This window comes from Bradyrhizobium sp. P3_C3, from assembly GCF_056402655.1.
In genome coordinates this window covers 138487-164330 of record NZ_JBFUGY010000002.1, presented here as the reverse complement: position 1 = coordinate 164330, position 25844 = coordinate 138487, and the positions used below count along the sequence as shown (strand labels likewise).

The following is a 25844-nucleotide window of genomic DNA, read 5'->3' as shown; positions in this document are numbered from 1 at the left end:
TCCCCCGCAAGGGGGGAGGGAATGAGAGAGCGGCTCCCTCACTTCGCTGGGTGGAAAGTGAGTGCCGCGCGCCCCCACCTCCAATCGCGCACTTCTTCAGAATCCCTCTACGACAACACCGACTTGTCACAGTTCACCTCGCACCGCCGGCCAACTGCACTCCTACTGTGCATGGGGTTGTTTTCGACATTTTTATCCGAACCGACCATTCAGACCCCATTCATCCCGGTTCCGGTTCCATGCCCCCGTTCATGGAGAGGGACTTCAACTTATGTACATTTCTGGCCAAGGCCTCATCGTCATCCTGTTCGTCGGCCTCGTCGCCGGCTGGCTCGCCGGCAAGGTGGTGCGCGGCAGCGGGTTCGGCATCATTGGCGACATCGTGATCGGCATCGCCGGCGCGTTTGTCGCAAGCTTCCTGTTCCCGAAACTCGGCATCCATCTCGGCACCGGGCTCGTGTCCGAGATCATCTATTCCGCCATCGGCGCCATCATCCTGCTCCTGGTGGTGCGGTTGGTGCGCGGCGGCGGCCGGCTCTAGCGTCACATTGGCTCGGTGAGCCAGAACTTTCGCCTCTCCCCCGCTGGGGAGAGGCCGCGATGTCTGCTATAAAAAGCCGCAAAGACTGTGAAATACCGGACTTGCGTGCGAGGCCGTCAGGGGTAGAGGTGGCCTATCAGGGACCTGGATTAATTCGACCGCGTTCGTCGCGGGGGAATACGATGTTAATCCGGGTCGCGTACCCCTGAACGACCTAGGAAATCAGGGGCGTTGCCCCTTACCCGAAAGAGATCAGACTGATGGCAGCCGTACCCGGCGTCCGCCGTTCAGAGCTCGGTGACGCCTTGCGTGCTTGTCGCACGGCGTTCGTCGGCGTCGGCTTGATGAGCTGCATGATCAACCTGCTCTATCTGACCGGGTCGATCTTCATGCTGGAGGTCTACGACCGGGTTCTGCCGAGCCGCAGCGTTCCGACTCTCGTCGGCCTGATCATCATCGCCAGCTTCCTCTATATCGCGCAGGGCATGCTCGACATGATCCGAAACCGGATCCTGGGGCGGGTCGGCACGGCGCTCGATGAAGCCCTCAACAAGCGCGTGTTCGACACCGTCGTGCGCCTGCCGCTCCTGGTCGGCAGCCGCAACGAGGGCCTGCAGCCGCTGCGCGACCTCGACAATGTCCGCTCGTTCCTCGGCGGCATGGGCCCGAGCGCGTTCTTCGACCTGCCCTGGCTGCCGCTGTACCTGGCCATCTGCTTCGCCTTCCACGTCATGATCGGCCTCACCGCTCTGGTCGGCGCCATCATCCTGGTCGGGCTGACGCTGGTCACCGAATTCATGTCCCGCCAGCCGGCGAAGGACGCGATGGGCCTCGCCGCCCAGCGCAACGATCTCGCCGCCTCGAGCCGGCGCAACGCCGAAGTCATGGTCTCGATGGGCATGACCGGCCGGATGAACCAGCGCTGGAGCGAAGCCAACGAAAAATACCTCGACGGCAATCAGCGTGCGAGCGACGTCGCCGGCGGTCTCGGCGCGGTCGCAAAAGTGCTGCGCATGATGCTGCAATCGGCCGTGCTCGCAGTCGGCGCCTATCTCGTCATCCACCAGGAAGCGACCGCAGGCATCATCATTGCCGGCTCGATCCTCTCCGCCCGCGCGCTCGCGCCGGTCGATCTCGCCATCGCGCACTGGAAATCCTTTGTCGCGGCACGTCAGAGCTGGCAGCGCCTCACGCGCCTGCTGGAGCAGATGCCGCCGCAGACGATGCCGACCCAGTTGCAGGCGCCCACCAGCCGTCTGTCGGTCGAGGGCATCGCCATGGTGCCGCCGGGCGATCAGCGCCTCATCGTGCAGGACGTCAGCTTCGCGCTCACCGCCGGCAATGGCCTCGGCGTGATCGGGCCGAGCGGCTCCGGCAAATCGTCGCTGATCCGCGCGCTGGTCGGCGTCTGGCATCCGGTCCGTGGCAAGGTGCGGCTCGACGGCGCGGCGCTCGACCAGTGGGCCTCCGACATGCTCGGCCGCCACATCGGCTATCTGCCGCAGGACGTCGAATTGTTCGGCGGCACCATCGCGCAGAACATCAGCCGTTTCGATCCCGAGGCCACCTCTGACGGCATCATTTCCGCGGCGAAGGAAGCCGGCGTGCACGAGATGATCATCAAGATGCGCGAGGGCTACAACACGCAGGTCGGCGAACAGGGCACCGCGCTCTCCGCGGGCCAGGCGCAGCGCGTGGCGCTGGCGCGCGCGCTCTACGGCAGCCCGTTCCTGATCGTGCTCGACGAGCCCAATTCCAATCTCGACACCGAAGGCGACGAGGCGCTGACCCGCGCGATCCGCAGCGCGCGCGAGCGCGGCGCCATCGTCATCGTGGTGGCGCATCGCCCGATCGGCGTCGAGGCGGTCGACCAGATCCTGGTGCTGCGCGACGGCCGTATGCAGGCGTTCGGGCCGAAGGAGCAGGTGCTTGCCCAGGTGCTTCAGCCGCGCGTGACGCCGCCGGCACCGATCAAGATCGTCAGCGAAGGCGGAGTGCCCAAGTCATGAGCACGATGGCTATCGGCGGCGGAAAGCCCGCCGCGAAGAGGACCGTGCGGGATTCCATCAGGTTTCACCTGATGCTCGGGCTCGCCATCGTGGTGGCCCTCGTCGTCGGCCTCGGCGGCTGGGCCTCGACGGTGCAGATCTCGGGGGCCCTGATCGCGCCGGGCCAGGTCGTGGTCGAATCCAACGTCAAGAAGGTGCAGCATCCGACCGGCGGCGTGGTCGGCGAGCTGCGCGCCCGCGACGGCGACGTGGTCAAGGCCGGCGATATCGTGGTGCGGCTCGACGACACCGTCACCAAGGCGAACCTCGCCATCGTCACCAAGAATCTCGACGCAGCGCTGGCGCGCGCGTCGCGGCTCCAGGCCGAGCAGCGCGCGCTCGACAAGATCGAGTTTCCGCAACCGCTGCTCGATCGCACCAATGAGTCCGACGTCAAGACGCTGCTCTCCGCCGAAACCAAGCTGTTCGACGTCCGCGTCAATGGCCGTGCCGGGCAGAAGGCGCAGCTCCGCGAGCGTGTCCAGCAGCTCAATGAGGAGATCGAAGGACTGTCCGCGCAGGAAAAGGCCAAGGACAGGGAGATCGTCCTGGTGCAGCAGGAGCTGGTCGGTGTCCGCGATCTCTATGAGAAGCACCTGGTGCAGATCTCCCGCCTGACCACGCTGGAACGCGACAGCGCCCGCCTCAACGGCGAGCGCGCGCAATACATCGCCTCGCGCGCGCAGGCCAAGGGCAAGATCACCGAGACCGAGCTCCAGATCATCCAGGTCGACAAGGACATGGTGAGCGAGGTCTCCAAGGATCTGCGCGAGACCAACGACAAGATCGGTGAAATGATCGAGCGCAAGGTCGCCGCCGAAGACCAGCTCCGCCGCGTCGATATCCGTGCGCCGCAGGACGGCATGGTGCTGCAATCGACGGTGCATACCGTCGGCGGCGTCGTCACCGCCGGCGATGCCCTCATGCTGATTGTGCCGCAGGCGGACGATCTCCAGGTCGAGGCCAAGGTCAATCCTGTCGATATCGACAAGCTTCAGATCGGCCAGAAGACGCTGCTTCGCCTGTCCGCGTTCAACCAGCGCACCACGCCCGAGCTCAACGGCGTCGTCAGCCGCGTTTCGCCCGACGTCACCACCGACCAGCGCACCGGCCAGAGCTACTACACCATCCGCGTGTCGATGTCCCCGGAAGAGGTCGCCAAGCTCGGCGACTCCAAGCTGATCCCCGGCATGCCGGCGGAAGCCTTCGTCCAGACCGGCGACCGCACCATGTTGTCCTATCTGATGAAGCCGCTGCACGACCAGCTGATGCGGGCCTTCCGCGAGAAGTGACGCGCGAAGGCGCGTCATCCCGGAGCGCACTTAGCGCGGATCCGGGATCTCGGGCGACATACGCGATCTCGTAGGGTGGGCAAAGGCGCAGCGCGCCGTGCCCACCGCTCTTCGTGCGATGGTCAAGATGGTGGGCACGCTTCGCTTTGCCCACCCTACGGGACCGCCTTCTTTGCTATAGTTCGACTCAAGCCCAGCAACCCGGCGGTCGAACAATGCAGTCCCCACCCTCCATCGCCACCAAATCCTTCACCGACGCCGTCCTCGCCGTCGCCCGCCTCGAGGAAATCTACGAGCGCAACACGAAATTCCTGCGCGACCGGTTCGAGGCCTATGTCAACGGCGAGGCGATCACGACGCGGGTGCGGGCCTATTATCCCTTCGTCCGCGTCACCACCGCGACGTATGCGCGGCTGGACTCGCGTCTCGCCTACGGCTTCGTCGCCGGCCCCGGCGTGCACGAGACCAGCGTCACGCGGCCGGATCTGTTCCGCGCCTATCTCACCGAGCAGATCGGATTGTTGATCCAGAACCACGGCGTTCCCGTCGAGATCGGCGAATCCGCCGAGTCGATCCCGATCCACTTCGCCTATCGCCGCGACATCAACATCGAAGCCGCCATCACCACCAGCGAGAATTCCCTTGTGACGCGATCGCTGCGCGATGCGTTCGACGTGCCCGACCTCGCCACCATGGACGATTCGATCGCCGACGGCACCTTCGAACTCCAGCCAGGCGCGCCCGAGCCGTTGTCATTGTTTCGCGCCGCCCGTGTCGATTATTCGTTGCGGCGGCTCTATCACTACACCGGCACCGATCCCGAGCATTTCCAGAATTTCGTGATCTTCACCAACTACCAGTTCTATGTCGATGCCTTCGCGCAGCTTTGCCAGCAGCGGCTGCAGTCCGGCGAAGCCGGCCTCGAAGCCTTCGTCGCGCCCGGCAATGTGATCACGGGCAGCGGCGGCGCAACCAGCGGGGTGGCGCCTGCCCGCGCGCCGCAGATGCCGGCTTTCCATCTGGTTGCGCCTGGCTATCGCGGCATCACCCTGATCAACATCGGCACCGGCCCGTCGAACGCGCGCAACGTCACCGACCACGTTGCAGTGCTGCGCCCGCATGCCTGGCTGATGCTCGGCCATTGCGCAGGCCTACGCAACACGCAGCGGCTCGGCGACTACGTGCTCGCCCACGGCTATGTACGCGAGGACCACGTGCTCGACCGCGAGCTGCCGCTCTGGGTGCCGATCCCGGCACTGGCCGAGATGCAGGTCGCGCTCGAACAGGCGGTCGAGGACGTCACCGGCCTCGAAGGCTTCGAGCTGAAGCGCCTGATGCGCACGGGCACCGTTGCGAGCGTCGACAACCGCAACTGGGAGATCTCGGGGCCCGAGGTGATCCGCCGCATGTCGCAGTCGCGCGCGGTCGCGCTCGACATGGAATCGGCCGCGATCGCCGCCAACGGCTACCGCTTCCGCGTTCCCTACGGCACGCTGCTCTGCGTCTCCGACAAGCCGCTGCATGGCGAGATCAAGCTCGCGGGCATGGCCAGCGAGTTCTACCGCCGCCGCGTCGGCCAGCATCTCGAGATCGGCCTGAAGGCGCTGGAGCGGCTCAAGCAGCAGGAATCGGAACGGCTGCATTCGCGAAAGCTGCGAAGCTTCGCCGAGGTCGCGTTCCAGTAAAGGACAACGTGACTGTCGTACGAACGCTGACGTCTCTGTGAGCACAGTGTCCCGGAATATCGCGGCCGACGCAGGGTTATCACGTCGTCCGGGGCCGCTTGAACAGGACAGGAGGCAGACATGATCACAGCGATGATCAGGCTCGTCACGCTCGGTACATTTGCGGCAGTACTGTTGAGCTCGCCGGCCTTTGCCGCCGGCGGCGGCGGTGGTGGTGGCGGGGGCGGCATCAGCTCCACTGATCCCTATGCCGGAGCCTACTCGGATCAGAGGCTGCAGCCGCAGCCAGTCTACCCGAAGCGCTGGGGCACCAAGGCAACACACAAGGGCAGGAAGCCGAACAACCAGTCCAGTATCGGCGATCCCGCCTTCGCGGCCGGCTACCGCGTGGCTTATGACACCATCTACGAGCGCAACGACTATGCGACCGCGATCGAGCAACTAAAATCGCTCGGCCATGACGACCATCCGAACGTCGCCAACCTCATCGGCTATTCCTACCGCAAGCTCGGCGACTACGAGCAGTCGCAGGTCTGGTACGAGCGCGCGTTGAAGGCAGATCCGAACCACGTATTGACGTGGCAGTACTACGGATTGTGGCAGCTCGAGCGGGGTAACCGCGAGCAGGCGCTCTATCATCTCAGCCGGATTGCCGCCATCTGCGGGACGGATTGTGAGGAGTATCGATCGCTGGCCGCGGCACTCGACAAGCCGACCGGCACGGCGCTCGCCTACTGACGTCGGAGCCGGGCCGACCGACGGAAGCTCGCTGTTGATGAACATCGCATGACAGCGATGCCTCCTGGCGCGGGTGGTGACAAAGCGTCAGATTTTCAGCATTGTCCCGTTCGGGGGCGCGAACGGGACAATTGGATGCCGCTGTCGCGCGACAGGATCATCGGCCACGACCTCGAACGGTTGGCCTTTCGCTTCACGATGATGCGTGAGGATGAGGTCGTGCATTGCCAGATCAGCGATGCCGCGATGGACGAGCTCGCGGGCATGCAGGGCACCGAGAGCAGCGCGCGCCAGGCGCAGTTCCTATCCCTGCGTGAGACCATCGAGCGGCTCGCGTCGGATATCTATGACGAGGCGCCGCGGGTCCAGGGATATGTGGTGCGGATCTTCATGCGGCATCTGGCAAGATAGCAGGGCATCCGCGCAACTCGCCACGGCTGCGAAAGGATTCATTAAGAGCAGCCTGTAGTTGCAATGGATGGCGGTGACCCGGCGTGAGATGATCTCTCGCGGTAACCCACACCAAAACTCTCACATGACCAGAAGATTAATCCTGCTGCTCGTCGTCGTCGCCCTGCTGGCCGGAAACCTGGCATATGCGAGCCTCTCCGGGCCGAGCGCGTTTGCGCGCGATTTCGATCAGAACATCGCGCGCTTCCCTTTGGCCGCGTCGATTGCTCGCAGCGATCCCGCGCTCAGGGCGGTCTTCCTTCGGGAGACCGAAGAGGCCTTCAACGAGGGCGGATGGCCCGCCGCCAATGGTGCACTCAACATGATCCTGGCGAGCGAGATGGAAGTCTATGCCGACGACGAGCACATCAATGCCCTGGACCGGGCGGAGCTGGCGACCCTCCTGAAGCTCGCGAGCAACCCGTTGGCTTGCAAGTCCTATCTGTTGGCCGGTTCCCAGCGCGGTGAGTTTACGGACGCAGCGCAAGAGGTTGCGGATCTTGGTGCGGCACATGGGGCGGCGATCGCAAACGGCTTCGAACGCAGGATGAAGGGTGTTGCCCGGACGCAGGCGAGCGACGCTGAAATCGCAGCGGTCGAAACGCAATTGCGTCTGGGGCCATTCGCGGAGCTCACCCGGCAGGAGCTTGGCGCCCAGTCGAGATACCTCGGCGGCAACGCTGCTCTGATGTGCAGCGCGGCGACCAAGAAGCAGCTCAATCTGCTTTCGATGGACAGTGCCGACTCGGCCTCCGCCTCGCGCAAGCGGAGAGCCGGGAAGTACGATATCGATATCGTAGAGGTTCGCGCGAAGCTCTGCCGCGAGCCCGGCAACGGCTTGTCCTGCTCTTAGGCCGGCGCGGCGCCGGGCCGAGGGCCGCGTCACGGCTTGGCGCTTTCGGCGAAATGCTTGCGAAAAAACGCAACGACATCGACGTGAAGCCGTCGGTGGAAATCGACGCGATCGAAATCCGGCGCATCGGTGCAGACGGCGGGGGCCTCCCGGGCGTCCTTTGGGGTGCAGGTCGCGAGGAAGGAAAAATGCCGGGCATTGTCCACGAAATGGTAGTCCGGCTTGATCGGAAGCCTTTGATTGATGGCTGCCGCACAGCATCCGGATAGACCATCGGCATTCTGCGCGGGGTCAGAACTCCACAATTGAACCGGCACTGCTATTGCTTTCAGATTCTCCTCCGGGAAGACGAACACCGGATAGGGATCGATGATGACCGCGGCCTTGACGCGCTTATCATGGGTCGTCGGCTGATCAGGAAGCTCGCCGCTCTCGAGTTGTTTGCACGCCTTCAAGCTCGACGTCTCGCAATTCGGCAATCCCTTGCGCAGATCGGGATCGCCGCCGATGACGACAAGGCCGGTGTAGCCGCCAAACGAAAACCCGTAGAGCCCGATGCGCTGAGGATCGATGCGGGATGCGTCTGGCCACCCGTCCAGCATATAGTCGATCAGCCGGCTCATATCCGTGGGGCGCTCGACGAGAACCGAAAGACTGTCGGTGCGGCTGGTGTCACGCATGGTGTCGCCGGGATGATTGAGCGCCGCCACGACGAACCCGGCATCGGCCAAAGCCGCGGCGGTGTCATGGTGACCGCCGAACCATCCTCGGCGGCCGTGCGACATCACGATGAGTGGAAGCTTTTCTCCGGTGACCGGACATGCGGGCACGGCGAAGAAGGTGGCGCCACGCGCATCCATCTCGCGAGGTGGCTCGGCACACGGAGTCCAGACCAGCAATCGGATTGCCGGTCCCGCCGGACCGGCAGGAATGTCGAAGTTTCTGATACCGGCGGCTTGCGCCGTCGTTATCCCAAGGACGAGCAGGGCGGCGAAGACGAACGCAGGCAATTGCATCATTGCTCCTATCGCGCCTGGGCGGTGACGCGCTCGCTCATGCGCCGGCACGACGGTCAGCCGGGCAAGAGATCGGGAGCGCGTGCGGTTCCCATGTGAGGGCGTTCACCCCTCCAGCTTCCTCAGCAACAGCTTCAGCGCCGTGGCAGCAAACATTTGCATGTTCGCAAACCGGTCGTTGTTGCCCGTCTCCAGCGTGATCACCTCTGCCGCGGGGCCGGCGACGGCCATGCAACTGTGCCCGGCGGCGTCGCCGTAGCGGTTGCCGGTGGGGCCGGCGGCGCCGGTTTCGGACAGGCCCCAGTCGCAGCCGAAGCGGCTGCGCATCTGTTCGGCCAGCAGCTTTGCATAAGGCTCCGACGAGGAGCGAAAGCCCTTCATTCCTTCGTCCGAAATATCCATCAGCACGCGCCTGGCATCGCGGGTGTAGACCACGGCGCCGCCGAGGAAATAGGCGGAGGCGCCGGGCACCGCGAGCAGGCTGGCCGAGATCAGGCCGCCGGTCGAGGATTCAGCCACTGCAATGGTCTGTTTGCGCGCGATTAGTCGGGCCGCAACCTGTTCCGCAATGCCGACGAGCTCTTTCATCCCTTTAACCTCTCAGTCCTCGCAACGGAGCTGTGCCTTCCTAGCATATGACAGCGGCCTTGGCCGAGTTGCGGGCGACGGGCAGGCCTGCTTGAATGGTGGGCACGACAAAACGTGACGAGGAAACGTGAAGGAGACGTGATGGCGTCCCTGATCGCCGGCGGGGTGGATTGCGACGTGCATCCGGCCGTGCCGCATCTGACCAGCCTGCTGCCGTACTTGAATGACTATTGGCGCGATCAGGTGACGACGCGCGGCATGGTCGACCTTGTCTCGCAATCCTATCCGCAGAACTCGCCGATCGTTGCGCGTCCCGATTGGCGGCCGGAAACCGGCAAGCCCGGCGCAAGTCTGGAGGACATGCAGCGTCATCTGCTCGATCCCTTCCAGCTCACGCACGCCATCTGCAATCCCCTCTACGGCGTGCAGATGGTGTTTTCGGAAGATTTGCAGGCCGCCTTCTGCCGCGCGTTGAACGAGTGGCTCGTGAAGGAATGGCTCGATCGCGATTCACGGCTGCGTGGTTCGATCGTGATCCCCGCGCAAAGTGTCGAGAAAGCCGTCGCCGAGATCGAGCGCTGCGCACAGGACCGCCGCTTCGTGCAGGTGCTGATGCTGGTCATGGGCGACACGCCGCTCGGCAAGCGCGCGCTGTGGCCGATCTACGAAGCGGCGGAACGGCTCCAGCTGCCCGTCGGAATTCACGCCGGTTCCGCCTATCACAATCCGCCGACTGCCGTGGGCTGGGGTTCCTATCACATCGAGGATTATGTCGGTCAGGCCCAGGCGTTCCAGACTCAGCTCACCAGTCTGATCGTCGAGGGCGTGTTCGCCAAATATCCGCGGCTGAAAATGGTCATGCTCGAATCCGGCGTCTCCTGGATCTCCCCTTTTCTCTGGCGCCTGCACAAGTTCTGGCGCGGGGTGCGAATGGAGACGCCATGGGTCGATCGCGCGCCGCTCGACATTGTGCGCAGCAACATCCGGTTCTCTTTACAGCCATTTGATGCGCCGCCGGAACCTGAGACATTAATTCGCCTGTTTGATCATATGCAGTCCGACGAATTGGTTCTATTCTCCACGGACTATCCGCACTGGCAATTCGACGGCCAGGATGCGCTGCCCGAGGGCCTCACCCCCGATCTCGTGCGCAAGATCATGATCGAAAATCCGCATGCGACCTATCCCCGCCTGACTTAGCCCGCTGCCAAAGGAGGCAAGGCGATGAATGTCCAATTCCGCGAGAGCACCGAAGCCGCTTCCCCACTGACCGTCAAAACCGCAATCGCGGACTGCGACATCCATCCGGCACGCGCCACCCGCACCGAGCTCTATCCTTATCTGGCGAAACGCTGGCAGCATCATCTCGAAGTCTACGGCGTCCATGCCTATCAGGGCATGATGGAAGGCCCGCCCTATCCGAAGGCCCAGCCCAACGCATCGCGTCGCGACGCCTATCCGCCGGAAGGCGGGCCGCAGGGCTCTTCGTTGTCCTTCATGCAGAAGCAGCTGCTCGATCCCAACAACGTGGAACTCGGCGTGCTCAATCCGCTCAACACCGGGCAGGGCATCCGCAATCACGAGCTCTCGGCGGCGCTGTGCTCGGCGATCAACGACTGGCAGATCGACAAATGGACCAGCAAGGACAAGCGCCTGAAGGCGTCCATTGTCGTCGGCAATGAGGACGGCCTGTCGGCCGCCGCCGAAATCCGCGAGCGCGCCGGCGACAAGAATTTCGTGCAGGTGCTGCTGCTCAGCCGCAATGTCGAGCCGCTCGGCCAGCGCCGTTACTGGCCGATCTACCAGGCCGCGGAAGAGGCAGGACTTCCCGTCGGCGTGCACGCTTTCGGCTTCGGCGGCAATCCGATCACGCCGTCCGGCTGGCCTTCCTATTACATCGAGGAGATGGTGGGCCACTCGCAGTGCCAGCAATCGGCGCTGGCGAGCCTTGTCTTGGAAGGTGTGTTCGAGCGCTTTCCGAAGCTGAAGATGGTGATGATCGAGGCCGGCTTCGGCTGGGCCCCGTCGCTCGCCTGGCGGCTCGACAAGGTCTGGCACCGGCTGCGCAGCGAAGTGCCGCATGTGAAGCGGCCGCCGTCGGAATATATCCGCGAGCAGGTGTGGTGGACCACGCAGCCGATGGAGGACCCGGAGCGGCGCGAGGACCTGTTCGACGTCATCAAGTGGATCGGCTGGGACCGACTGCTGTTCGCGACCGACTATCCGCATTGGGACTATGACGAGCCGTCGCGCGTGCTGCCCGCGGGCGTCAGCGACGCCAACCGCGAAGCGTTCTATCTCGGCAATGCGCGCAAGCTGTATGGGATAGCCGCATGATCCGGAAAAGTGTGAAGCGGTTTTCCGATCAGATCATGCGGAAGACATAAGCATGGCGCGGCACGTGATTGCGGCGGTGGATGAGCTTCCGCCGGGCACGCGAAAATTTCTGGAGATCGACGGACGGCCGATCGCGGTCTTCAACATCAAGGGCGAGTATTTCGGCCTGATGAACCGCTGCCCGCATCAGGGCGCGGCGCTGTGCGAGGGCCCGCTGATCGGGCTCGCGCAATCAAAGGATCCCGGCGAGATCGAATACACCAAGCTCGGCGAGATCATCCGCTGCCCCTGGCACGGTTGGGAGTTCGACATCCGCACCGGCCAGTCCTATTGCGACCCCCGCCGCTTCCGCGTGAAGGCCTATCCGGCGCATGTCGAGCCGGGTGCGAGTGTGGTGAAGGGCCCATATGTCGCCGAGACCATCCCGGTGAAGGTCGAGAGCGATTACGTGGTGGTGGAGCTTTAGGTTACTGTCATTCCGGGGCGATGCGAAGCATCGAGCCCGGAATCCATCGTGCCGCAAGAATGTTGGGAGAAATGGATTCCGGGCTCGCCTCTTCGAGGCGCCCCGGAATGACCATCAGTGGCTCACCGCCGGCGCCGCTTCACCGGTCGCATCGTACGTCGTCACCGCTTGGCGGCCACCGCGATAGACGATCGATGCGGCAATGATGCCAAGCGCAGCGGCGAACATCAGCCAGAAGCCGGGTGAGGCTTTGTTGCCGGTGTAGTCGATCAGCAAGGTCGAGGCGAATGGCGTGAACGTGCCGAACAGCGCAGCGGCGAGCGCGAAGGCCAGCGAGAAGCAGGTGGTGCGGACATGCGCCGGCACGATCTCGACGAGAGCACCGAGCATGGTGCCGCTGTACATGCCGAAATAGAACGAGAACAACATCTCGACCGCGAGCAGTTTGCCGAAAGTCGGCGCGGCGACCAGCCAGGACAGTGCGGGGTAGGCGGTGACGAGCGCCAGGCCGGCGATGGCGAGCAGTACCGGCTTGCGGCCGATGCGATCGGACAGCGCGCCGCCGACGGGATTCCAGAAGAAGTTGGTCACGGCGACGAGCAGCGTCACGAGCAGTGCGTCCTGCGTCGAGAGCTTCAGCACCGTCTTGCCGAAGGTCGGCGTGTACACGGTGACGAAGTAGAATGTCGTCGTTGTCAGGACCGCGATCATCATGCCGAGGATGACGATGCGCCAGTTGGCGAGCGCGGAGGCGAACACCTCGTTTGCCGTCGGGTGCTTCTTCATGGCGAGGAAGGCCGGCGTTTCCTCGAGCGTCCGCCGCAGCATGAAGATCAGGGGAATGATGAGGCAACCGACGAAGAAGGGAATGCGCCAGCCCCAGGCGGTCACGACGTCCGCCGGCATCACCTCGGACAGGATGAAGCCGAGGATCGAGGCGACGAAGATCGCGACCTGCTGGCTCGACGACTGGAACGAGGTGTAGAAGCCGCGATTGCCGGGCGTGGAGATTTCCGCGAGATAGACCGAGACGCCGCCGAGCTCGACGCCGGCGGAGAAGCCCTGCAGCAGGCGGCCGATCAGCACGATGACGGGCGCCGCGATGCCGATGGTCGCATAGCTCGGGCAGAACGCGATCACGACGGTGCCGATGGCCATGATGCCGAGCGTGACGATCAGGCCCTGGCGGCGGCCGATGCGGTCGATGTAGGCGCCGAGCACGATCGCGCCGACGGGGCGCATCAGCGCGCCGAGCCAGAACACGCCAAAAGTGTTGAGCAGCGAGGCTGTCTCGTTACTGGAGGGAAAGAACGCCTTGCCGATGGCGGCGGCATAGAAGCCGAACAGGAAGAAATCGAACTGCTCGAGAAAATTGCCGGAGGTGGCGCGGAGGATCGCGCCGATGCGCGACTTGATCTCGGGCGGATTGGTTGCTGGTCCAGCCATGACGTTTCTCCCCTGGAAGGCGCGGCCGGACCGGAACTCATTTCACGGCAAGGCATCAGATTGTCGGCTGCGACAATCTGTCCTACCCCTCTCGCGCGGGGCGCGGCGAGTCAATCGATTTCACCGGGGAAGCTGATGATTTTTCACGCTTTATTCTGCGTTGCAGCGATCATCCACTCGCGGAACGCGGCCAGCTTCGGCGCCTCGCGCCGGCCCTCCGGCGCGACCAGGTAGAAGCCCGCATCGGCCGGCAGCGCGATCTTGAAGGGCACCACGAGCCGGCCCTTGGCGATGTCATCCTGGACGTAGGAGGTCCGGCCCATCGCCACGCCGATGCCGTCGATTGCGGCCTGGATGGTCATGAAGATCATGTCGAAGGTGATGCCGGGCTGCCTGGCGATGTCGCCCGGAAGGCCGGCCGCCGTCAGCCATAGCCGCCAGTCATCGCTGTTGGCATTGGAGGTGTGCAGCAGCGGATAGCCCTTGAGATCCTCAGGCTGGCGCAGCGGCTTGTCGCCGCGCAGCAGCGACGGACTGCACACCGGAAACAGCTCGTCCGCCATCAGCCAGTCGGCGCGCAGGCCCGGCCATTGACCGCGGCCATAGCGAATCGCGGCATCGACATTGTCGCGCTGGAAATCGACGAGGCTGGTCGAGGTGGTGATGCGGACGTCGATGCCGGGGTGCTGCTCCTGGAAATCGGTCAGCCGCGGCAGCAGCCATTTCGCGGCGAGCGATGCCAGCGTCGAGACGGTCAGCACCTTGTCGTCGTCCTTGCGCAGCAGCCGGTCGGTCGCAAGGCGGAGGTCGTTGAAGGCGGCACGGACGCCCGGCAAATAGTCGCGCGCTTCCGGCGTCAGCGCCAGCGCGCGGTTCTGCCGGACGAACAGGCGGATGCCGAGCTCCTCCTCGAGCCGCCGGATCTGATGGCTGATCGCGGTCTGGGTCACGTTCAGCTCGGACGCGGCCAGCGTGAAGCTGAGATGGCGCGCGGCGGCCTCAAAGGCCCGCAATCCGTTCAGGGAGGGCAATCTGGCAGTCATCTGGCAGCAGGATGCATGACGTTATTTCATGCGAAGGGGTACAAATTGTCGTTTGTCGCAGCGCGGTAGCAAGCAGATATTAGCGGTCAAGTTAGCTCAAGGAGCTGAAAATGTCTACTTTGACCCACCATTCGATGACAAATAATCATGCACCCGGCCTCATCCAGCAGATCGGCGAGACGCTTCACGTCTGGCACGAGCGCTACCGGACCCGGCGCGAACTGACCCACTGGACGGCCCGCGATCTCCACGACGTCGGCCTGTCCTGGACCGACATCGCCTACGAGGCTGACAAACCCTTCTGGCGGGCCTGATTGGCCGCCAGGCCGGCGCCGCCTGATCACAGGGGCGCCGGCGGTCCCTCTTTCCGCAAGGGCTCGTGTCATGAGCACTCTTCGCCTGGAAGATCTGAAGCAATATTCGGACGTGCTGCGCACCCGGCAGGGTGAGGCGATCAACGTTCGCTTCGTCGAGCCGCGCGACACCGAGGAGCTTCAGCACTATTTCCGCTCGCTCTCGACCCGCTCCCGCTACAACCGCTTCTTCGGTGCGATCAGCGAATTGCCGAAGGGCCTGCTGAGCGAGTTCCTAGATGTCGGCGCGCGCGAGCGCTTTACCGTTGTGGCGACCAAGATGGTCGACGGCTTCGAGACCATCGTCGCCGAGGCGCGCTACGCCTTCCATCCAGAGACCTCCACGCTCGAGTTCGGCCTGTCGGTCGACGATCGCTGGCAGGGTCACGGCATCGCCACCGCGCTGATGAAGAATCTCGAATGCCGCGCGGCAGCCCTTGGTGCCGAGCACATGTTCGGCGACACGCTGCGCTCCAACGAGACCATGATCTCGCTCGCCCGCAAATCCGGCTTCGCTTTCGTCAATCATCCCGACGACTGGAAGCTGGTGCGCTTCGACAAGGAGATCGCCGTCGCACCGAAAGACATTCCCTGCGCRAGCTGGCGCCTCGCCGCCCTTTCCCGTCAGGCCGACAGCCCCTCAGCCTCGGCCTGACACCACTCCGAGCCCGGCCTGGTCATCCAGAGCCGGGCTTTTTTTGCCTTCGCTCAAGCGCCGTCATTGGTGAAGTCGGTCGAGGTCGCGACTGATCGCCATCCCGCCAGCTCCCGCGCAACGAATGCGTTCTTCGCCTCGATCCGCTCCACCGTGTCGCTGCCGAGCGGCAGGCGCAGCGGCGGGTTCTTGGCATCGACCAGCGTCAGGAAGGCCTGCGCCAGCTTGCGCGGATCGCCGCGTTGGCCGTGGTTGAATTCGACGGCGTGAGCGCGGGTCTTGCCGACGCTCTCGTGATAGTCGTCGATCACCTGAGCGGTGCGCGACAGCGAGGTGTCGTCGAGGAAGTCGGTGCGGAAGAAGCCCGGTTCGACCACGGTGACCTTGATGCCGAGCGGCGCCACTTCGCCGGCCAGCGCTTCGCTGATCCCCTCGACCGCGAACTTGGTCGCGCCATAGACGCCCCAACCGGGATAGCCGGTGTAACCGCCGACCGACGAGATGTTGATGACGTGGCCGGAACGCTGGCGGCGCATATGCGGCAGCACCGCGCGGGTGACACCGAGCAGGCCGAACACATTCGTGCCGAACAGCTTTTGCGTCTCCGCGCCGCTGGCCTCCTCGATCGCGCCGAGCAGGCCGTAGCCGGCATTGTTGACCAGGATATCGATGCGCCCGAAGCGCTTCACTGCCTGGCCCGCCGCCTCATGCGCCTCGGCCTCGCTGGTGACGTCGAGCCGGGTCGCGAGCAGGCGCTCGTGGCTGCCGAGCCGCGCGGTGACGGTCGACGGGTCGCGCGCCGTCGCGACCACCGCATCGCCGGCCTTCAAGGCGGCTTCGGCGATCAAAGCGCCAAATCCGCGGGATGCTCCTGTGATGAACCAGACACGCATGATGTTGCCCTTTCCATTTTGGCCCGGCGATGTGCCGAGCCGATGGGCAAGGTGTAGCGGCTCGCCATAGCTGAGATAATCCGCTATAAATTTTGCAAGCTGCTGAGAAAAATTCATCAATGGGGATCGACCCGTCCGACCTCGCGACCTTCCTCGCCATCGCCCGCCACCGCAGTTTTCGCGCGGCGGCGACCGAGCTCGGCGTCACGCCATCGGCGCTGTCCCACGCTTTGCGCAATGTCGAAGAGCGGCTCGGCCTGCGCCTCGTCAACCGCACCACCCGCAGCGTCGCGCTCACCGAGGCCGGCGAGCGGCTGTTTGCCCGCATCACGCCGGCCTTCCGCGACATCGACGACGCGCTCGAGGACCTTAACAATTTCCGCGGCAAGCCCGCCGGCACGCTGCGCTTCACCGCCGCGCGCCAATCTGCGCAGCTGGTGCTGCTGCCGATCGTAACGCGCTTCCTGAAATCATTCCCCGATGTCAGCGTCGAGATCGTCATCAACGACGTCCTGATCGACATGGTCGCGGCCGGCTTCGATGCCGGCGTGCGCTTCGGCGAGACCATCGCCGCCGACATGATCGCGGTCCCGATCGGCCCGCGGCACCGTTTTGCCGTGGTCGGCACGCCCGCGTTCTTCAAATCGCACAAGCCGCCCACCACGCCGCGCGACCTGAAAGGCCTGCCCTGCATCCGCTATCGATTCACCTCAGGCGCGCTCTATCATTGGGAATTCGAGCGCGGCGGCGTCGAGCTCGCGATCGACGTCGCGGGACCGCTGACCATGAACGATCAGGACCTGATGGTCGATGCGGCGCTCGACGGCGCTGGGCTTGCCTACGTGTTTGAGGCGCAGGTCGAAGCGCTGCTCGCCAAGCGCAAGCTGGTTCGCGTGCTCGCCGACTGGTGCCCGGCCTATCCCGGCTTCTTCCTGTACTATCCAAGCCGCCGCCAATTGCCCGCAGCGCTGCGCGCGTTCGTGGATTTTGCGAGAGGCGAAACTGGTGCTTCCCAATCGAGGAAATGACGGTGCGGGCCTATTCCTCCGCGATCCAGATACCCTGGTCGCCGAGAGCGGTGAGTACGGCTTCGATGTCTTCCGGCTCGATCGTTGTGGACGGCATCAACTCGTTCAGTTGATCGAAAGTAACGTAGCCCGTTTTCTCCGCAAGGATGGCGGCTTTCCGCACCACCTCAGACCAGTCCATTCAGCCCTCCTGAAAATGGGGTACCTACTATATGGAATGATCGAATGGTTTGGACCGTAGCCCCTACTTCCCCGTGAACACTGCTTTCCGCTTCTCGATGAAGGCCTGCACGGCTTCCTTGTGATCAGCAGTCGTGGTCAGGCGGATCAGCCGTCCGGCTTCGTGGTCGCGGGCGGTCTCGAAATCGAACAGCAGCGCCTCGTCGAGATTGTCCTTCATGTAGCGCAGCGCCTGACGCGGGCCTTCGGCGAGCGACTTGGCCAGTGCAAAGGCCTCGGCCTGCAATTTGTCGTCGGGTACGACGCGGTTGACGAGGCCGATGGCCTCTGCACGCGCGGCGTCGACGCGATCGCCGGTGAACAGCAGCTCGCGGGCCCGCGCGGTGCCGACCAGCCGGGTGAGCAGCCAGCCGATGCCGTAGTCGCCGCTCAGCGCGATGCGGGCGTAACCGGTGGCGACGAAGGCCGATTGCGCGGCGATGCGGATGTCGCAGGCCATGGCGATGGCGAGCCCGGCGCCGACCGCGGGGCCGGGCAGCGCGGCGACGGTCGGCTTGCGCACCGACACCAGCGCGCCGGTGAGCAGCCGCTGCCGCTCCTGGAGATCGGCGACCTTGTCGTCAAACGACATCTCGAGCTTCTTCGGGTCGCGATGCGCGCCCATGCCCTTGACGTTGCCGCCGGCACAGAAGGCCGCGCCCGCGCCGGTGATCAACAGCGCGCCGACATCGGGGCTCTCGCCACAGGTGCGGATCATCGTCCGCAGTGCCGGCGTCAAGGTGTCCGACAACGCGTTGCGCGCCTCCGGCCGGTTCAGCGTGATGACCGCGACGCGGTCGCGGATGACGCAGAGGAGTTCATTGGTGCCGGTATCGATGGTGGTTTCCGTGGTCATTGTTTCCCGCCCTTGTAGGGTGGGCAAAGCGTAGCGTGCCCACCATCTGTTTGTTCATTCACGGCGGTGGGCACGGCGCTATGCGCCTTTGCCCACCCTACGACAGCTCAACTCAAAACTTCTCCACCCACGGCCGCAGCTCCAGCTCCCAGCTCCAGGCGCTACGCGGCTGCTGCAACACGTTCCAGTAGCTCTGCGCGATTGCATCGGGATCGAGCATCGAATCCGGCTTATCGGCGGGTTCGGCCCGCGCCGCGCTGCGGATGCCGCCGTCGATCACGAAATGCGCGACGTGGATGCCCTGCGGCGAGAGCTCGCGCGCCAGGCTCTGCGCCAGCCCGCGCAACGCGAACTTGCCCATCGCGAACGAGGCCGACTGCGCATAGCCCTTGACGCTCGCCGAGGCGCCGGTGAACAGGATCGCGCCGTGCTTGTTCGGCAGCATGCGCTTGGCTGCCTGCTGCGCCACCAGGAAGCCGCCATAGGCGCTAATCGCGATCGCCTGCGCGACATCGGCCGGAACGAGATCGACGAACGGCCCGCGCGTGCGACCGCTGGCGTTGTAGACGACGAGGTCGGGCGTGCCGATCTCGCGTTCGATCAGGCCGAACAGCCGCTCGACCTCCTCAGGTTCGGTGGCGTTGCAGGCATAGGCCTTGGCGCCGGTCTCGCGACAGAGCGCGCCTAATTTCTCGATCTTGCGCGCGGCCAGCGCGACGCGGATGCCTTGCGCAGACAGCAGCCGAGCGAGCGAGGCGCTCAGGCCTTCGCCGGCGCCAACGATGAGGGCGATCTTGTATTTCGGATGTTCCATGGCGTGATCTCTCGGAGACGGGAAGCCGCTGATCTATGCATCCGCCGCGCGGACAACCAGCCGGGTCGATCATAATTCCGCAGAGCGAATTGCTCCTTCACGGCGATCATGCCTCCCTGACAATTTGCGGCTTTATCCGCCTTTGCGACTGGAGCATGATCGACATCATCCCAAGCGGCAAGCGATAAGAATTGCCGTCGGGCGGGAACGAAGAGGACGATCATGCACAAGCCGGTCACAGGTGAGCCAAAAAGTGTCGCGGCCGCACCATCCGGTCTGCTGGCGCCCGATACGTCAGGCATGAATTTCTATCGCGCCGATCCGGCGCTGACGGATCTGTTGCGTATCCATCTGCCGGACCCGCTGTTCCGCCACATCGAGCCGCATCTCGATCGCCTCGGCGAACTTGCCGGCGGCCATCTCGACGACTGCGCGCGGCTCGCCGACCGGCACACGCCGGTGCTGCACCAGCGCGACAAGTTCGGCCGCGACGTGCAGTGGATCGAATATCACCCGGCCTATCGCGAACTGGAGAGCGCGGCCTTCGGCGAGTTCGGCATCCATGCGTTGTCGATCCGCAAGGGCATCATGGGATGGCCCGACAAATATCCCGTCGTGGCCAAGCACGCCTTCACCTTCCTGTTCAATCAGACCGAATTCGGCATGGGCTGCCCGATCAACGTCACCGACGGCTGCGCAAAGCTCTTGGCGAATTTCGGCAGCGAGGCGCTGAAGGCGAAATATCTCGACGGTCTCACCCAGACCGACATGAGCAAGCTGACCCAGGGCGGCCAGTTCATGACCGAGAAGGAGGGCGGCTCCGACGTCGGTACGCTGACCACGCGCGCCGTGCAGGAGGGCGACCATTGGCGCCTCCATGGTGAAAAATGGTTCTGCTCGAACGCCGATGCCAAGGTCGTGATGCTGCTGGCGCGCCCCGAAGGCGCCGGCCCCGGCACGCGCGGCGTCGGCCTGTTCCTGATGCCGCGCTTCCTCGACGACGGTTCGCAGAACCACTATCGGATCGTGCGCCTGAAGGACAAGCTCGGTACCCGCTCGATGGCCTCGGGCGAGATCAAGCTCGAAGGCGCAATCGCCTATGCGGTCGGCAAGCTCGACCGCGGCTTTGTGCAGATGGCCGAGATGGTGAACTCGTCGCGGCTCTCGAACGGCGTTAAATCGACCGCGCTGATGCGCCGCGCCTATCATGACGCGATGACGGTGGCGAAGAACCGCGTCGTGTTTGGCAACCGCATCATCGACCTGCCACTGGGACGGCGGCAGATGCTGAAGATCATGCTGCCGGTCGAGCAGGCGCTGTCGATGAGTTTTCTGACCGCCGACGCGCTCGACCGCGCTGAGGCTGGCAGTCAGGATGCTGCGGCGCTGCTGCGCATCCTGACGCCGACGCTGAAATTCCGTGCGACGCGCGATGCGCGCAAGGTTTGCGGCGACGCGCTCGAGATGCGCGGCGGCATCGGCTATATCGAGGAATTCGCCACGCCCCGCCTGCTGCGCGACGCGCATCTCGGTTCGGTCTGGGAAGGCACCGGCAACATCGTCGCCATCGATGCGCTCCGGCGCGCGGTCGGCCGCCACGGCGCCGAATCCGCGCTATCAGCCGATCTGCACGCGCGGCTCGATGATAGCGCGTCGGTCCCGCAGGCCTGGCGCGACAATTTGCGCGGTCTGGTCGATCGCGCCGTCGGCTTCGCGCGCGAGGTCGCGGGCAATTCCGAGAACGAGGCCGATGCGCGCCGCGCGACCAGCCTGCTCTATCACGTCGCAAGCGCGGTCGCGCTCGCCTGGGAAGCGCATCGCATCAACGAAATGCGCGGCGATGCGCGCCGGCTGCTGCTATCGCGGCTGGTGATCGACCATCGTGTGTCGCCGAGCGATCCGTTCCGGCTGACGGAAAATGCGGTGCAAGCGAAGATCGCCGCGCTGCTGCTCGGCGATCGCGATGCCGGCATGAGCGAGGTTGGCGAACTGGTTCTGGCAGCGTAGGCTGCACGCCACGCTCAAACCAAAAGAAGCGATAGGGAGTGCTCGATGAAGGCCGCCGTCCTCTATGAAGTCAATCAGCCGCTGGTCATCGAGGATGTCAGCCTGCCGAAGCCGGGCCCGCGCGAGGTTTTGATCCGAACTTCGGTCGCCGGCCTCTGCCACTCCGATCTGCACTTCATGGAAGGCCTTTATCCGCATCCCCTGCCAGCGGTGCTCGGGCACGAGTCCGCCGGCATCGTCGAACAGGTCGGCTCCGACGTCACCTATGTGAAGCCGGGCGACCACGTCGTCACCTGCCTGTCGGTGTTTTGCGGCACCTGCGACAATTGCACCACGGGCCGCACCGTGCTCTGCACCGACACCACCGTAAAGCTGTTGCCGGGCGCCTCGAACCGGATGCAATGGTCGAAGTCCGAGAAGCTGCATCAGTTCCTCAACCTCTCGTCCTTCGCCGAGCAGATGCTCGTGCACGAGAATGCGATCGTTAAAATCCGGAAGGAGATGCCGCTCGATCTCGCCGCGTTGATCGGCTGCGGCGTCATTACCGGCTACGGCGCGGTCGTGAACACGGCGAAGGTGACGGCGGGCGAGACCGTGGCCGTGATCGGCTGTGGCGGTGTCGGCATGGCCGCGATCAACGGCGCGCAGATCGCAGGCGCCGGACGCATCATCGCCATCGACACCAATCCGGCAAAGCTCCAGCTCGCGACCAAGCTGGGCGCGACCGACATCATCAATCCCGCCGACGGCGACGTCGTGAAGCAGGTGCGCGACCTCACCAATGGCGGCGTGCATCATTCCTTCGAGGTGCTCGGCCGCAAGGAGACCGCTGAGCAGGCTTTTGGCATGCTGGCGTCCGGTGGCACGGCCACCATCGTCGGCATGATCCCGTTCGGCCAGAAGATCGAGCTGCACGGCTTCGACTTTCTGCGCGAGCGCAGGATCCAGGGCTCGTCGATGGGCTCCAACCATTTTCGCGTGGACATGCCGAGGCTGGTCGATTTCTACCTGCGCGGCCGGCTGCACCTCGAGGACTGGATCTCGGCCAAGCTAAAACTGTCGGAGATCAACGAGGGCTTTGCCAACATGAAGGCCGGCAAGACGCTGCGCAGCGTGATTGTGTTTGACAGCTAGCAACCGCAATGACGGTGTCATCGCCCGCGAAAGCGGGCGATCCAGTACTCCGCGGCGGAAGCTATGTGAACCGACTATTGCCGCGGCGTACTGGATGCCCCGGTCAAGCCGGGGCATGACAGCGGAGAGTATGCGGGCAGCGTGCCCCCGCTTCACCGCGACACGTGCGCTGACACCGCGAGCCACGTCCCGTTCTTCTTCGTCCAGCAATCCGTGTACCGTCCCGTTGTCTGCTGGCCGTCGGCGGTGGTGTAGCTGGTTGCGGCGTGGATGATGGCAAAATCGCCCATGATGCGGATGATGACATCATGCGCATGCAGATTGCGGATTGCGATCGGCCGCGCCGTCTGCTCCAGGAAGGCGGCGCGGTCGACCAGAGACTTGTCGGGATTGGAGCAATAGAACTCCGGCGCCAGGATTTCGTCGAAGCGTTTAACGTCGCAGTTCTGTACGGAGGTGACATAGTCGCGGTTGAGCGCGGTGAGCTGGTCGAGGTCTTGGCTCATTGTATTTCCCTCCCTGTCATTCCGGGCGCGCCGAGCGTGGCCCCGGAATCCCGATACTTTTTTTACTCCGTCATTGCGGGGAGCGAAGCGACGAAGCAATCCAGAATCTCTCCGCGGTGACAGACTGGATTGCTTCGCTTCGCTCGCAATGACGCGTCGGCACTAATCATCAAACATCTTCGGCGGCACGAACCCGCCGAATTCGCGCTCGATCAGCTCGGCGAGCTTCAGCGGCGTGCGGTCTTCCAGCCACGGGCCGACGATCTGCACGCCGATGGGCAGTCCATCAGGCGCAAAGCCCGTTGGGATCGCGGTCGAGGGCAGACCGGGGAGCGTCGCGATGCCGGGCCAGGCGAGCTGGTCGGGATAGACGTGCTCCTTGCCGTCGATCTTGATCCGCCGCTGCTCCTGCTCCGGCGAATGATCGTGCGGATAGGCCGCCGTCGGCATCACCGGGCAGATCACCGCGTCGAACGTCTTGAACAGCTCGCGCCATTGCGCGCGCAGGCGGGTGCGCCCGCCGTTGGCCGCCTGCCAGTCGCGATGGCCGAGCGCGATGCCGCGCAGCCGCTCGGCGGCAAGGCTGTTGTCGCCTTCGGGCAGCGCAGCCGCGGCCGCTTTCGCGCCGGCATAGACATCCGGCGCGAAGGTCGAGCCGAGGAACGACATCAGCATGCGCATATAGAGCCGCGAGGAGGCCGCGAAATCCGGCAGCAGCGGGCTGTTGCGCTCGATCTTGACGCCAGCTTTGGCGAGATTGTCGGCGAGCGTGTTGATCGTGCCGCGCACGGCGGTGTCGGTTGGCAGCACCGGATCGGTATCGATCACCAGCACGCGGAAATCCCTGAATGCCGTGTGTCGCGCCGCCGGCAGCTCGAGCCGGTAGGCCAGGCCAGCGTCGATCGGATCGGGCCCGGCCATCACATCGAGCACCAGCGAAAGGTCGGCGGCGCTGCGCGCCATCGGGCCGATCACCGAGAGGTCACGCTCGAACGGCAAAGGCGGCAACGGCGGCGGCGTATGGCCGCGCATCGCGAGGAGATTGAAGGTCGGCTTGTGCGCATAGATGCCGCAATGGAAGGCGGGCACGCGAAGCGAGCCGCCGATGTCGGAGCCGATCGACAGCGGGCCATAGCCCGCAGCGAGCGCGGCCGAGGAGCCGCCGGACGAGCCGCCCGGCGTGCGGCCGAGATCGTAGGGATTGTTGGTAGTGCCGTAGATGTCGTTGTAGCTCTGCCAGTCACCGAGCCCGAGCGGCACGTTGGTCTTGCCGACGATGACGGTGCCGGCGTCCTTCACCCGCGTGACTGGCAGTGCGTCTTCCTTTGCGACAAAATCCTTCTGCGCGGGAATGCCCCAGGTCGTGGGCAGGCCGGCGACGTTGTAGGATTCCTTCACGGTGATTGGGAGGCCGAGCAGCGGCTTCCGCTCGCCGCGCGCCCGCGCCGCGTCCGCGTCCCGCGCGGCGCTAAGCGCGCGGTCGAAATCCCGGACGCAGATCGCGTTGACCTTGCCGTCGTGACGTTCGATGCGATCGATCGCATCCTGCGTGAGCTCGACCGCGGAGACCTTCTTTGCGGTCAACGCGGCCGACAGCTCGACCGCGCTCTTGTAACTCCATTCCGATTTCGCCACGACATGCTCCTGCGCTTCCCTGAAAGGATGATGCGCAGTTTGGCCTAAAGCCGCAACCGCCGTTTGATCGCGATTGATATGTGGCTGGCTGTCATCGCAGGGAAGGTCCAGCAACAAGTCGGCCGTCATCGCCCGCGAAGGCGGGCGATCCAGTATTCCAGAGACCCGCATTGGAGAACTCGCTCTCACCACATCCGCCGCGGCGTACTGGATGCCCCGCCTTCGCGGGGCATGACACCGAGGTACCTACGCCGCCCCGATCAAGATCCCGACCGCCAGCACGATGGCGCCGCCGAGCACGATCTGGAACACGGCCTGGAGGAACGGGGTGTCCATGTAGCGCGCGCGGATGAAGGCGATTGCCCACAATTCGAAGAACACGACGACGCCGGCGATTCCCGTCGCGATCCAGAATGCGTTCGGCCAGCTGTCTGGGACGAGATAAGGCAGGGTGTGGCCGAGCCCGCCGAGCGTCGTCATCGTGCCGCAGGTGATGCCGCGCAGCCATGGCGAGCCGCGCCCGGTGAGCGAGCCGTCGTCGGACAGCGCCTCCGCAAAGCCCATGCTGATGCCGGCGCCGATCGAGGCGGCGAGGCCGACCAGAAAGGTCTGCCAGTTCTGGTGGGTGGCGAAAGCCGCCGCAAACAGCGGCGCCAGCGTCGAGACCGATCCGTCCATCAGGCCGGCGAGGCCCGGCTGCACATACTGCAGCACGAACATCCGCCGTCGCGTGCGATCTTCCTCGGCGCGCACGTCCGGCTTCAGGATTTCGTCGGTCAGCGCGACGGCGCGGTTCTCGTGATGCTTTTCCTCCTCGGCGAGATCGCCGAGCAGGCGGCGCACGCCGACATCCTCGGCCTGCTCGGCGGCCCGCGCGTAGAAGCGCTCGGCTTCGAGCTCCATAGTCTCGACCTCTTTCCGGATGGTGTCGAGCGGCAGGTTTTTCGTCAGCCAGATCGGCCGCCGGCGCAGAAAGCCTTTGACGTTCTCGCGGCGGATCGGCGGCAGGTGCTGGCCGAAGCGTTCCTCATAGAGTTTCAGCAGCCGATGCCGGTGGCCGCGTTCCTCCTCGGCCATCTCCTCGAAAATCTTCGACGTGTCCGGGTAACGCTCGCGCAAGTCCTCGGCGAAGGTCATGTAAATGCGGCTATCCTCCTCCTCGGAGGAGATCGCGACCGCAAGTACCTCGCGCTCGGTCAGTTCGGCAAAAGTCTTCACGGCGGCCCTGTTTGATAGTTTAG

At 64.6% G+C, this 25844-nt stretch carries 26 protein-coding genes; 15 read left to right on the top strand and 11 right to left on the bottom strand.

Translation table 11 applies throughout. The features are described 5' to 3' along the window. Positions 1-271: 271 nt before the first annotated feature. The 7 genes from AC1DW2_RS03345 to AC1DW2_RS03315 all read left to right on the top strand — a co-directional run bounded on the left by AC1DW2_RS03345 (position 272) and on the right by AC1DW2_RS03315 (position 7607). Positions 272-541 (top strand): GlsB/YeaQ/YmgE family stress response membrane protein, encoded by a 270-nt coding sequence (locus AC1DW2_RS03345; RefSeq protein WP_063980822.1) that lies wholly within the window; start codon positions 272-274, stop codon positions 539-541. Positions 542-801: 260 nt separating this feature from the next. Next, entirely contained in the window at positions 802-2550 is a 1749-nt protein-coding gene (locus AC1DW2_RS03340) for a type I secretion system permease/ATPase (RefSeq protein ID WP_477005248.1), read from the top strand. Next, positions 2547-3881, top strand: coding sequence for an HlyD family type I secretion periplasmic adaptor subunit (locus AC1DW2_RS03335; protein ID WP_354118748.1), 1335 nt, complete (start codon positions 2547-2549; stop codon positions 3879-3881). The genes AC1DW2_RS03340 and AC1DW2_RS03335 overlap by 4 nt, the downstream gene beginning before the upstream one ends. A 215-nt stretch (positions 3882-4096) precedes the next feature. Next, positions 4097-5566: an AMP nucleosidase gene (locus AC1DW2_RS03330; RefSeq protein WP_167768239.1), complete on the top strand. Its 1470-nt coding sequence runs from the start codon at positions 4097-4099 to the stop codon at positions 5564-5566. Positions 5567-5686: 120 nt separating this feature from the next. Further along, positions 5687-6304, top strand: a complete 618-nt coding sequence (locus AC1DW2_RS03325; RefSeq protein ID WP_477005247.1) for a tetratricopeptide repeat protein — start codon at positions 5687-5689, stop codon at positions 6302-6304. Positions 6305-6439: 135 nt separating this feature from the next. Beyond that, complete coding sequence (locus AC1DW2_RS03320; RefSeq protein ID WP_063980827.1) at positions 6440-6715, top strand: DUF1488 family protein; 276 nt, start codon at positions 6440-6442, stop codon at positions 6713-6715. 67 nt (positions 6716-6782) lie between these two features. Then, on the top strand, positions 6783-7607 hold the full coding sequence (locus AC1DW2_RS03315; protein ID WP_477005246.1) for a hypothetical protein: 825 nt from the start codon (positions 6783-6785) through the stop codon (positions 7605-7607). A 29-nt stretch (positions 7608-7636) separates the two neighbouring features. Here the strand turns inward: AC1DW2_RS03315 and AC1DW2_RS03310 are convergent, their stop codons facing one another. Together AC1DW2_RS03310 and AC1DW2_RS03305 are read right to left on the bottom strand one after the other, a co-directional pair. Continuing rightward, positions 7637-8626, bottom strand: coding sequence for an alpha/beta hydrolase family protein (locus AC1DW2_RS03310; RefSeq protein ID WP_477005245.1), 990 nt, complete (start codon positions 8624-8626; stop codon positions 7637-7639). A gap of 102 nt (positions 8627-8728) precedes the next feature. Continuing rightward, positions 8729-9211 (bottom strand): CinA family protein, encoded by a 483-nt coding sequence (locus AC1DW2_RS03305; protein WP_477005244.1) that lies wholly within the window; start codon positions 9209-9211, stop codon positions 8729-8731. A gap of 141 nt (positions 9212-9352) precedes the next feature. Between AC1DW2_RS03305 and AC1DW2_RS03300 the strand changes: the two genes are divergently transcribed. From AC1DW2_RS03300 to AC1DW2_RS03290, 3 genes are read left to right on the top strand one after another with little or no spacing between them, the layout of a single operon-like run. Beyond that, on the top strand, positions 9353-10411 hold the full coding sequence (locus AC1DW2_RS03300) for an amidohydrolase family protein (protein WP_477005243.1): 1059 nt from the start codon (positions 9353-9355) through the stop codon (positions 10409-10411). A gap of 24 nt (positions 10412-10435) precedes the next feature. Continuing rightward, entirely contained in the window at positions 10436-11548 is a 1113-nt protein-coding gene (locus AC1DW2_RS03295) for an amidohydrolase family protein (protein WP_028149262.1), read from the top strand. Positions 11549-11600: 52 nt separating this feature from the next. Beyond that, positions 11601-12014 carry a Rieske (2Fe-2S) protein gene (locus tag AC1DW2_RS03290; protein WP_028149261.1) on the top strand — a complete coding sequence of 138 codons (414 nt, stop codon included), beginning with the start codon at positions 11601-11603 and terminating at the stop codon, positions 12012-12014. 114 nt (positions 12015-12128) lie between these two features. On the opposite strand, the gene tcuC is transcribed toward AC1DW2_RS03290, so the two are convergent. Together tcuC and AC1DW2_RS03280 are read right to left on the bottom strand one after the other, a co-directional pair. Beyond that, on the bottom strand, positions 12129-13460 hold the full coding sequence (gene tcuC / locus AC1DW2_RS03285; RefSeq protein ID WP_071916835.1) for an MFS transporter: 1332 nt from the start codon (positions 13458-13460) through the stop codon (positions 12129-12131). A gap of 143 nt (positions 13461-13603) precedes the next feature. Further along, positions 13604-14503, bottom strand: coding sequence for a transcriptional regulator GcvA (locus AC1DW2_RS03280; protein ID WP_063980834.1), 900 nt, complete (start codon positions 14501-14503; stop codon positions 13604-13606). A 110-nt stretch (positions 14504-14613) separates the two neighbouring features. On the opposite strand from AC1DW2_RS03280, the gene AC1DW2_RS03275 reads away from it, so the two are divergent. Further along, on the top strand, positions 14614-14817 hold the full coding sequence (locus tag AC1DW2_RS03275) for a DUF1127 domain-containing protein (RefSeq protein ID WP_477005242.1): 204 nt from the start codon (positions 14614-14616) through the stop codon (positions 14815-14817). 70 nt (positions 14818-14887) lie between these two features. Further along, entirely contained in the window at positions 14888-15511 is a 624-nt protein-coding gene (locus tag AC1DW2_RS03270) for an N-acetyltransferase family protein (protein ID WP_477005241.1), read from the top strand. A gap of 53 nt (positions 15512-15564) precedes the next feature. On the opposite strand, the gene AC1DW2_RS03265 is transcribed toward AC1DW2_RS03270, so the two are convergent. After that, a complete protein-coding gene (locus tag AC1DW2_RS03265; RefSeq protein WP_477005313.1) occupies positions 15565-16404 on the bottom strand; it encodes an oxidoreductase in 840 nt (279 codons plus the stop codon). A 119-nt stretch (positions 16405-16523) separates the two neighbouring features. Here AC1DW2_RS03265 and AC1DW2_RS03260 point away from each other — a divergent pair, with 119 nt between their 5' ends. Beyond that, a complete protein-coding gene (locus tag AC1DW2_RS03260) occupies positions 16524-17432 on the top strand; it encodes a LysR family transcriptional regulator (protein WP_477005240.1) in 909 nt (302 codons plus the stop codon). A gap of 10 nt (positions 17433-17442) precedes the next feature. Here AC1DW2_RS03260 and AC1DW2_RS03255 read toward each other — a convergent pair whose 3' ends face one another. The 3 genes from AC1DW2_RS03255 to AC1DW2_RS03245 form a co-directional block, all read right to left on the bottom strand. Next, a complete protein-coding gene (locus AC1DW2_RS03255) occupies positions 17443-17613 on the bottom strand; it encodes an RNA polymerase sigma factor region1.1 domain-containing protein (RefSeq protein WP_354176083.1) in 171 nt (56 codons plus the stop codon). A gap of 63 nt (positions 17614-17676) precedes the next feature. Next, positions 17677-18507: an enoyl-CoA hydratase gene (locus AC1DW2_RS03250; protein ID WP_477005239.1), complete on the bottom strand. Its 831-nt coding sequence runs from the start codon at positions 18505-18507 to the stop codon at positions 17677-17679. Positions 18508-18619: 112 nt separating this feature from the next. After that, entirely contained in the window at positions 18620-19321 is a 702-nt protein-coding gene (locus AC1DW2_RS03245) for an SDR family NAD(P)-dependent oxidoreductase (RefSeq protein WP_477005238.1), read from the bottom strand. A 222-nt stretch (positions 19322-19543) separates the two neighbouring features. On the opposite strand from AC1DW2_RS03245, the gene AC1DW2_RS03240 reads away from it, so the two are divergent. After that, positions 19544-21328, top strand: coding sequence for an acyl-CoA dehydrogenase family protein (locus tag AC1DW2_RS03240; protein WP_477005237.1), 1785 nt, complete (start codon positions 19544-19546; stop codon positions 21326-21328). A 45-nt stretch (positions 21329-21373) separates the two neighbouring features. Then, complete coding sequence (locus AC1DW2_RS03235; protein WP_477005236.1) at positions 21374-22462, top strand: Zn-dependent alcohol dehydrogenase; 1089 nt, start codon at positions 21374-21376, stop codon at positions 22460-22462. 152 nt (positions 22463-22614) lie between these two features. Here AC1DW2_RS03235 and AC1DW2_RS03230 read toward each other — a convergent pair whose 3' ends face one another. The 3 genes from AC1DW2_RS03230 to mbfA all read right to left on the bottom strand — a co-directional run bounded on the left by AC1DW2_RS03230 (position 22615) and on the right by mbfA (position 25821). Then, positions 22615-22968: a nuclear transport factor 2 family protein gene (locus AC1DW2_RS03230; protein ID WP_477005235.1), complete on the bottom strand. Its 354-nt coding sequence runs from the start codon at positions 22966-22968 to the stop codon at positions 22615-22617. A gap of 162 nt (positions 22969-23130) precedes the next feature. Continuing rightward, positions 23131-24603, bottom strand: a complete 1473-nt coding sequence (locus AC1DW2_RS03225) for an amidase (RefSeq protein ID WP_477005234.1) — start codon at positions 24601-24603, stop codon at positions 23131-23133. Positions 24604-24849: 246 nt separating this feature from the next. Further along, positions 24850-25821: an iron exporter MbfA gene (gene mbfA / locus AC1DW2_RS03220; protein WP_063980847.1), complete on the bottom strand. Its 972-nt coding sequence runs from the start codon at positions 25819-25821 to the stop codon at positions 24850-24852. Positions 25822-25844 lie beyond the last annotated feature (23 nt).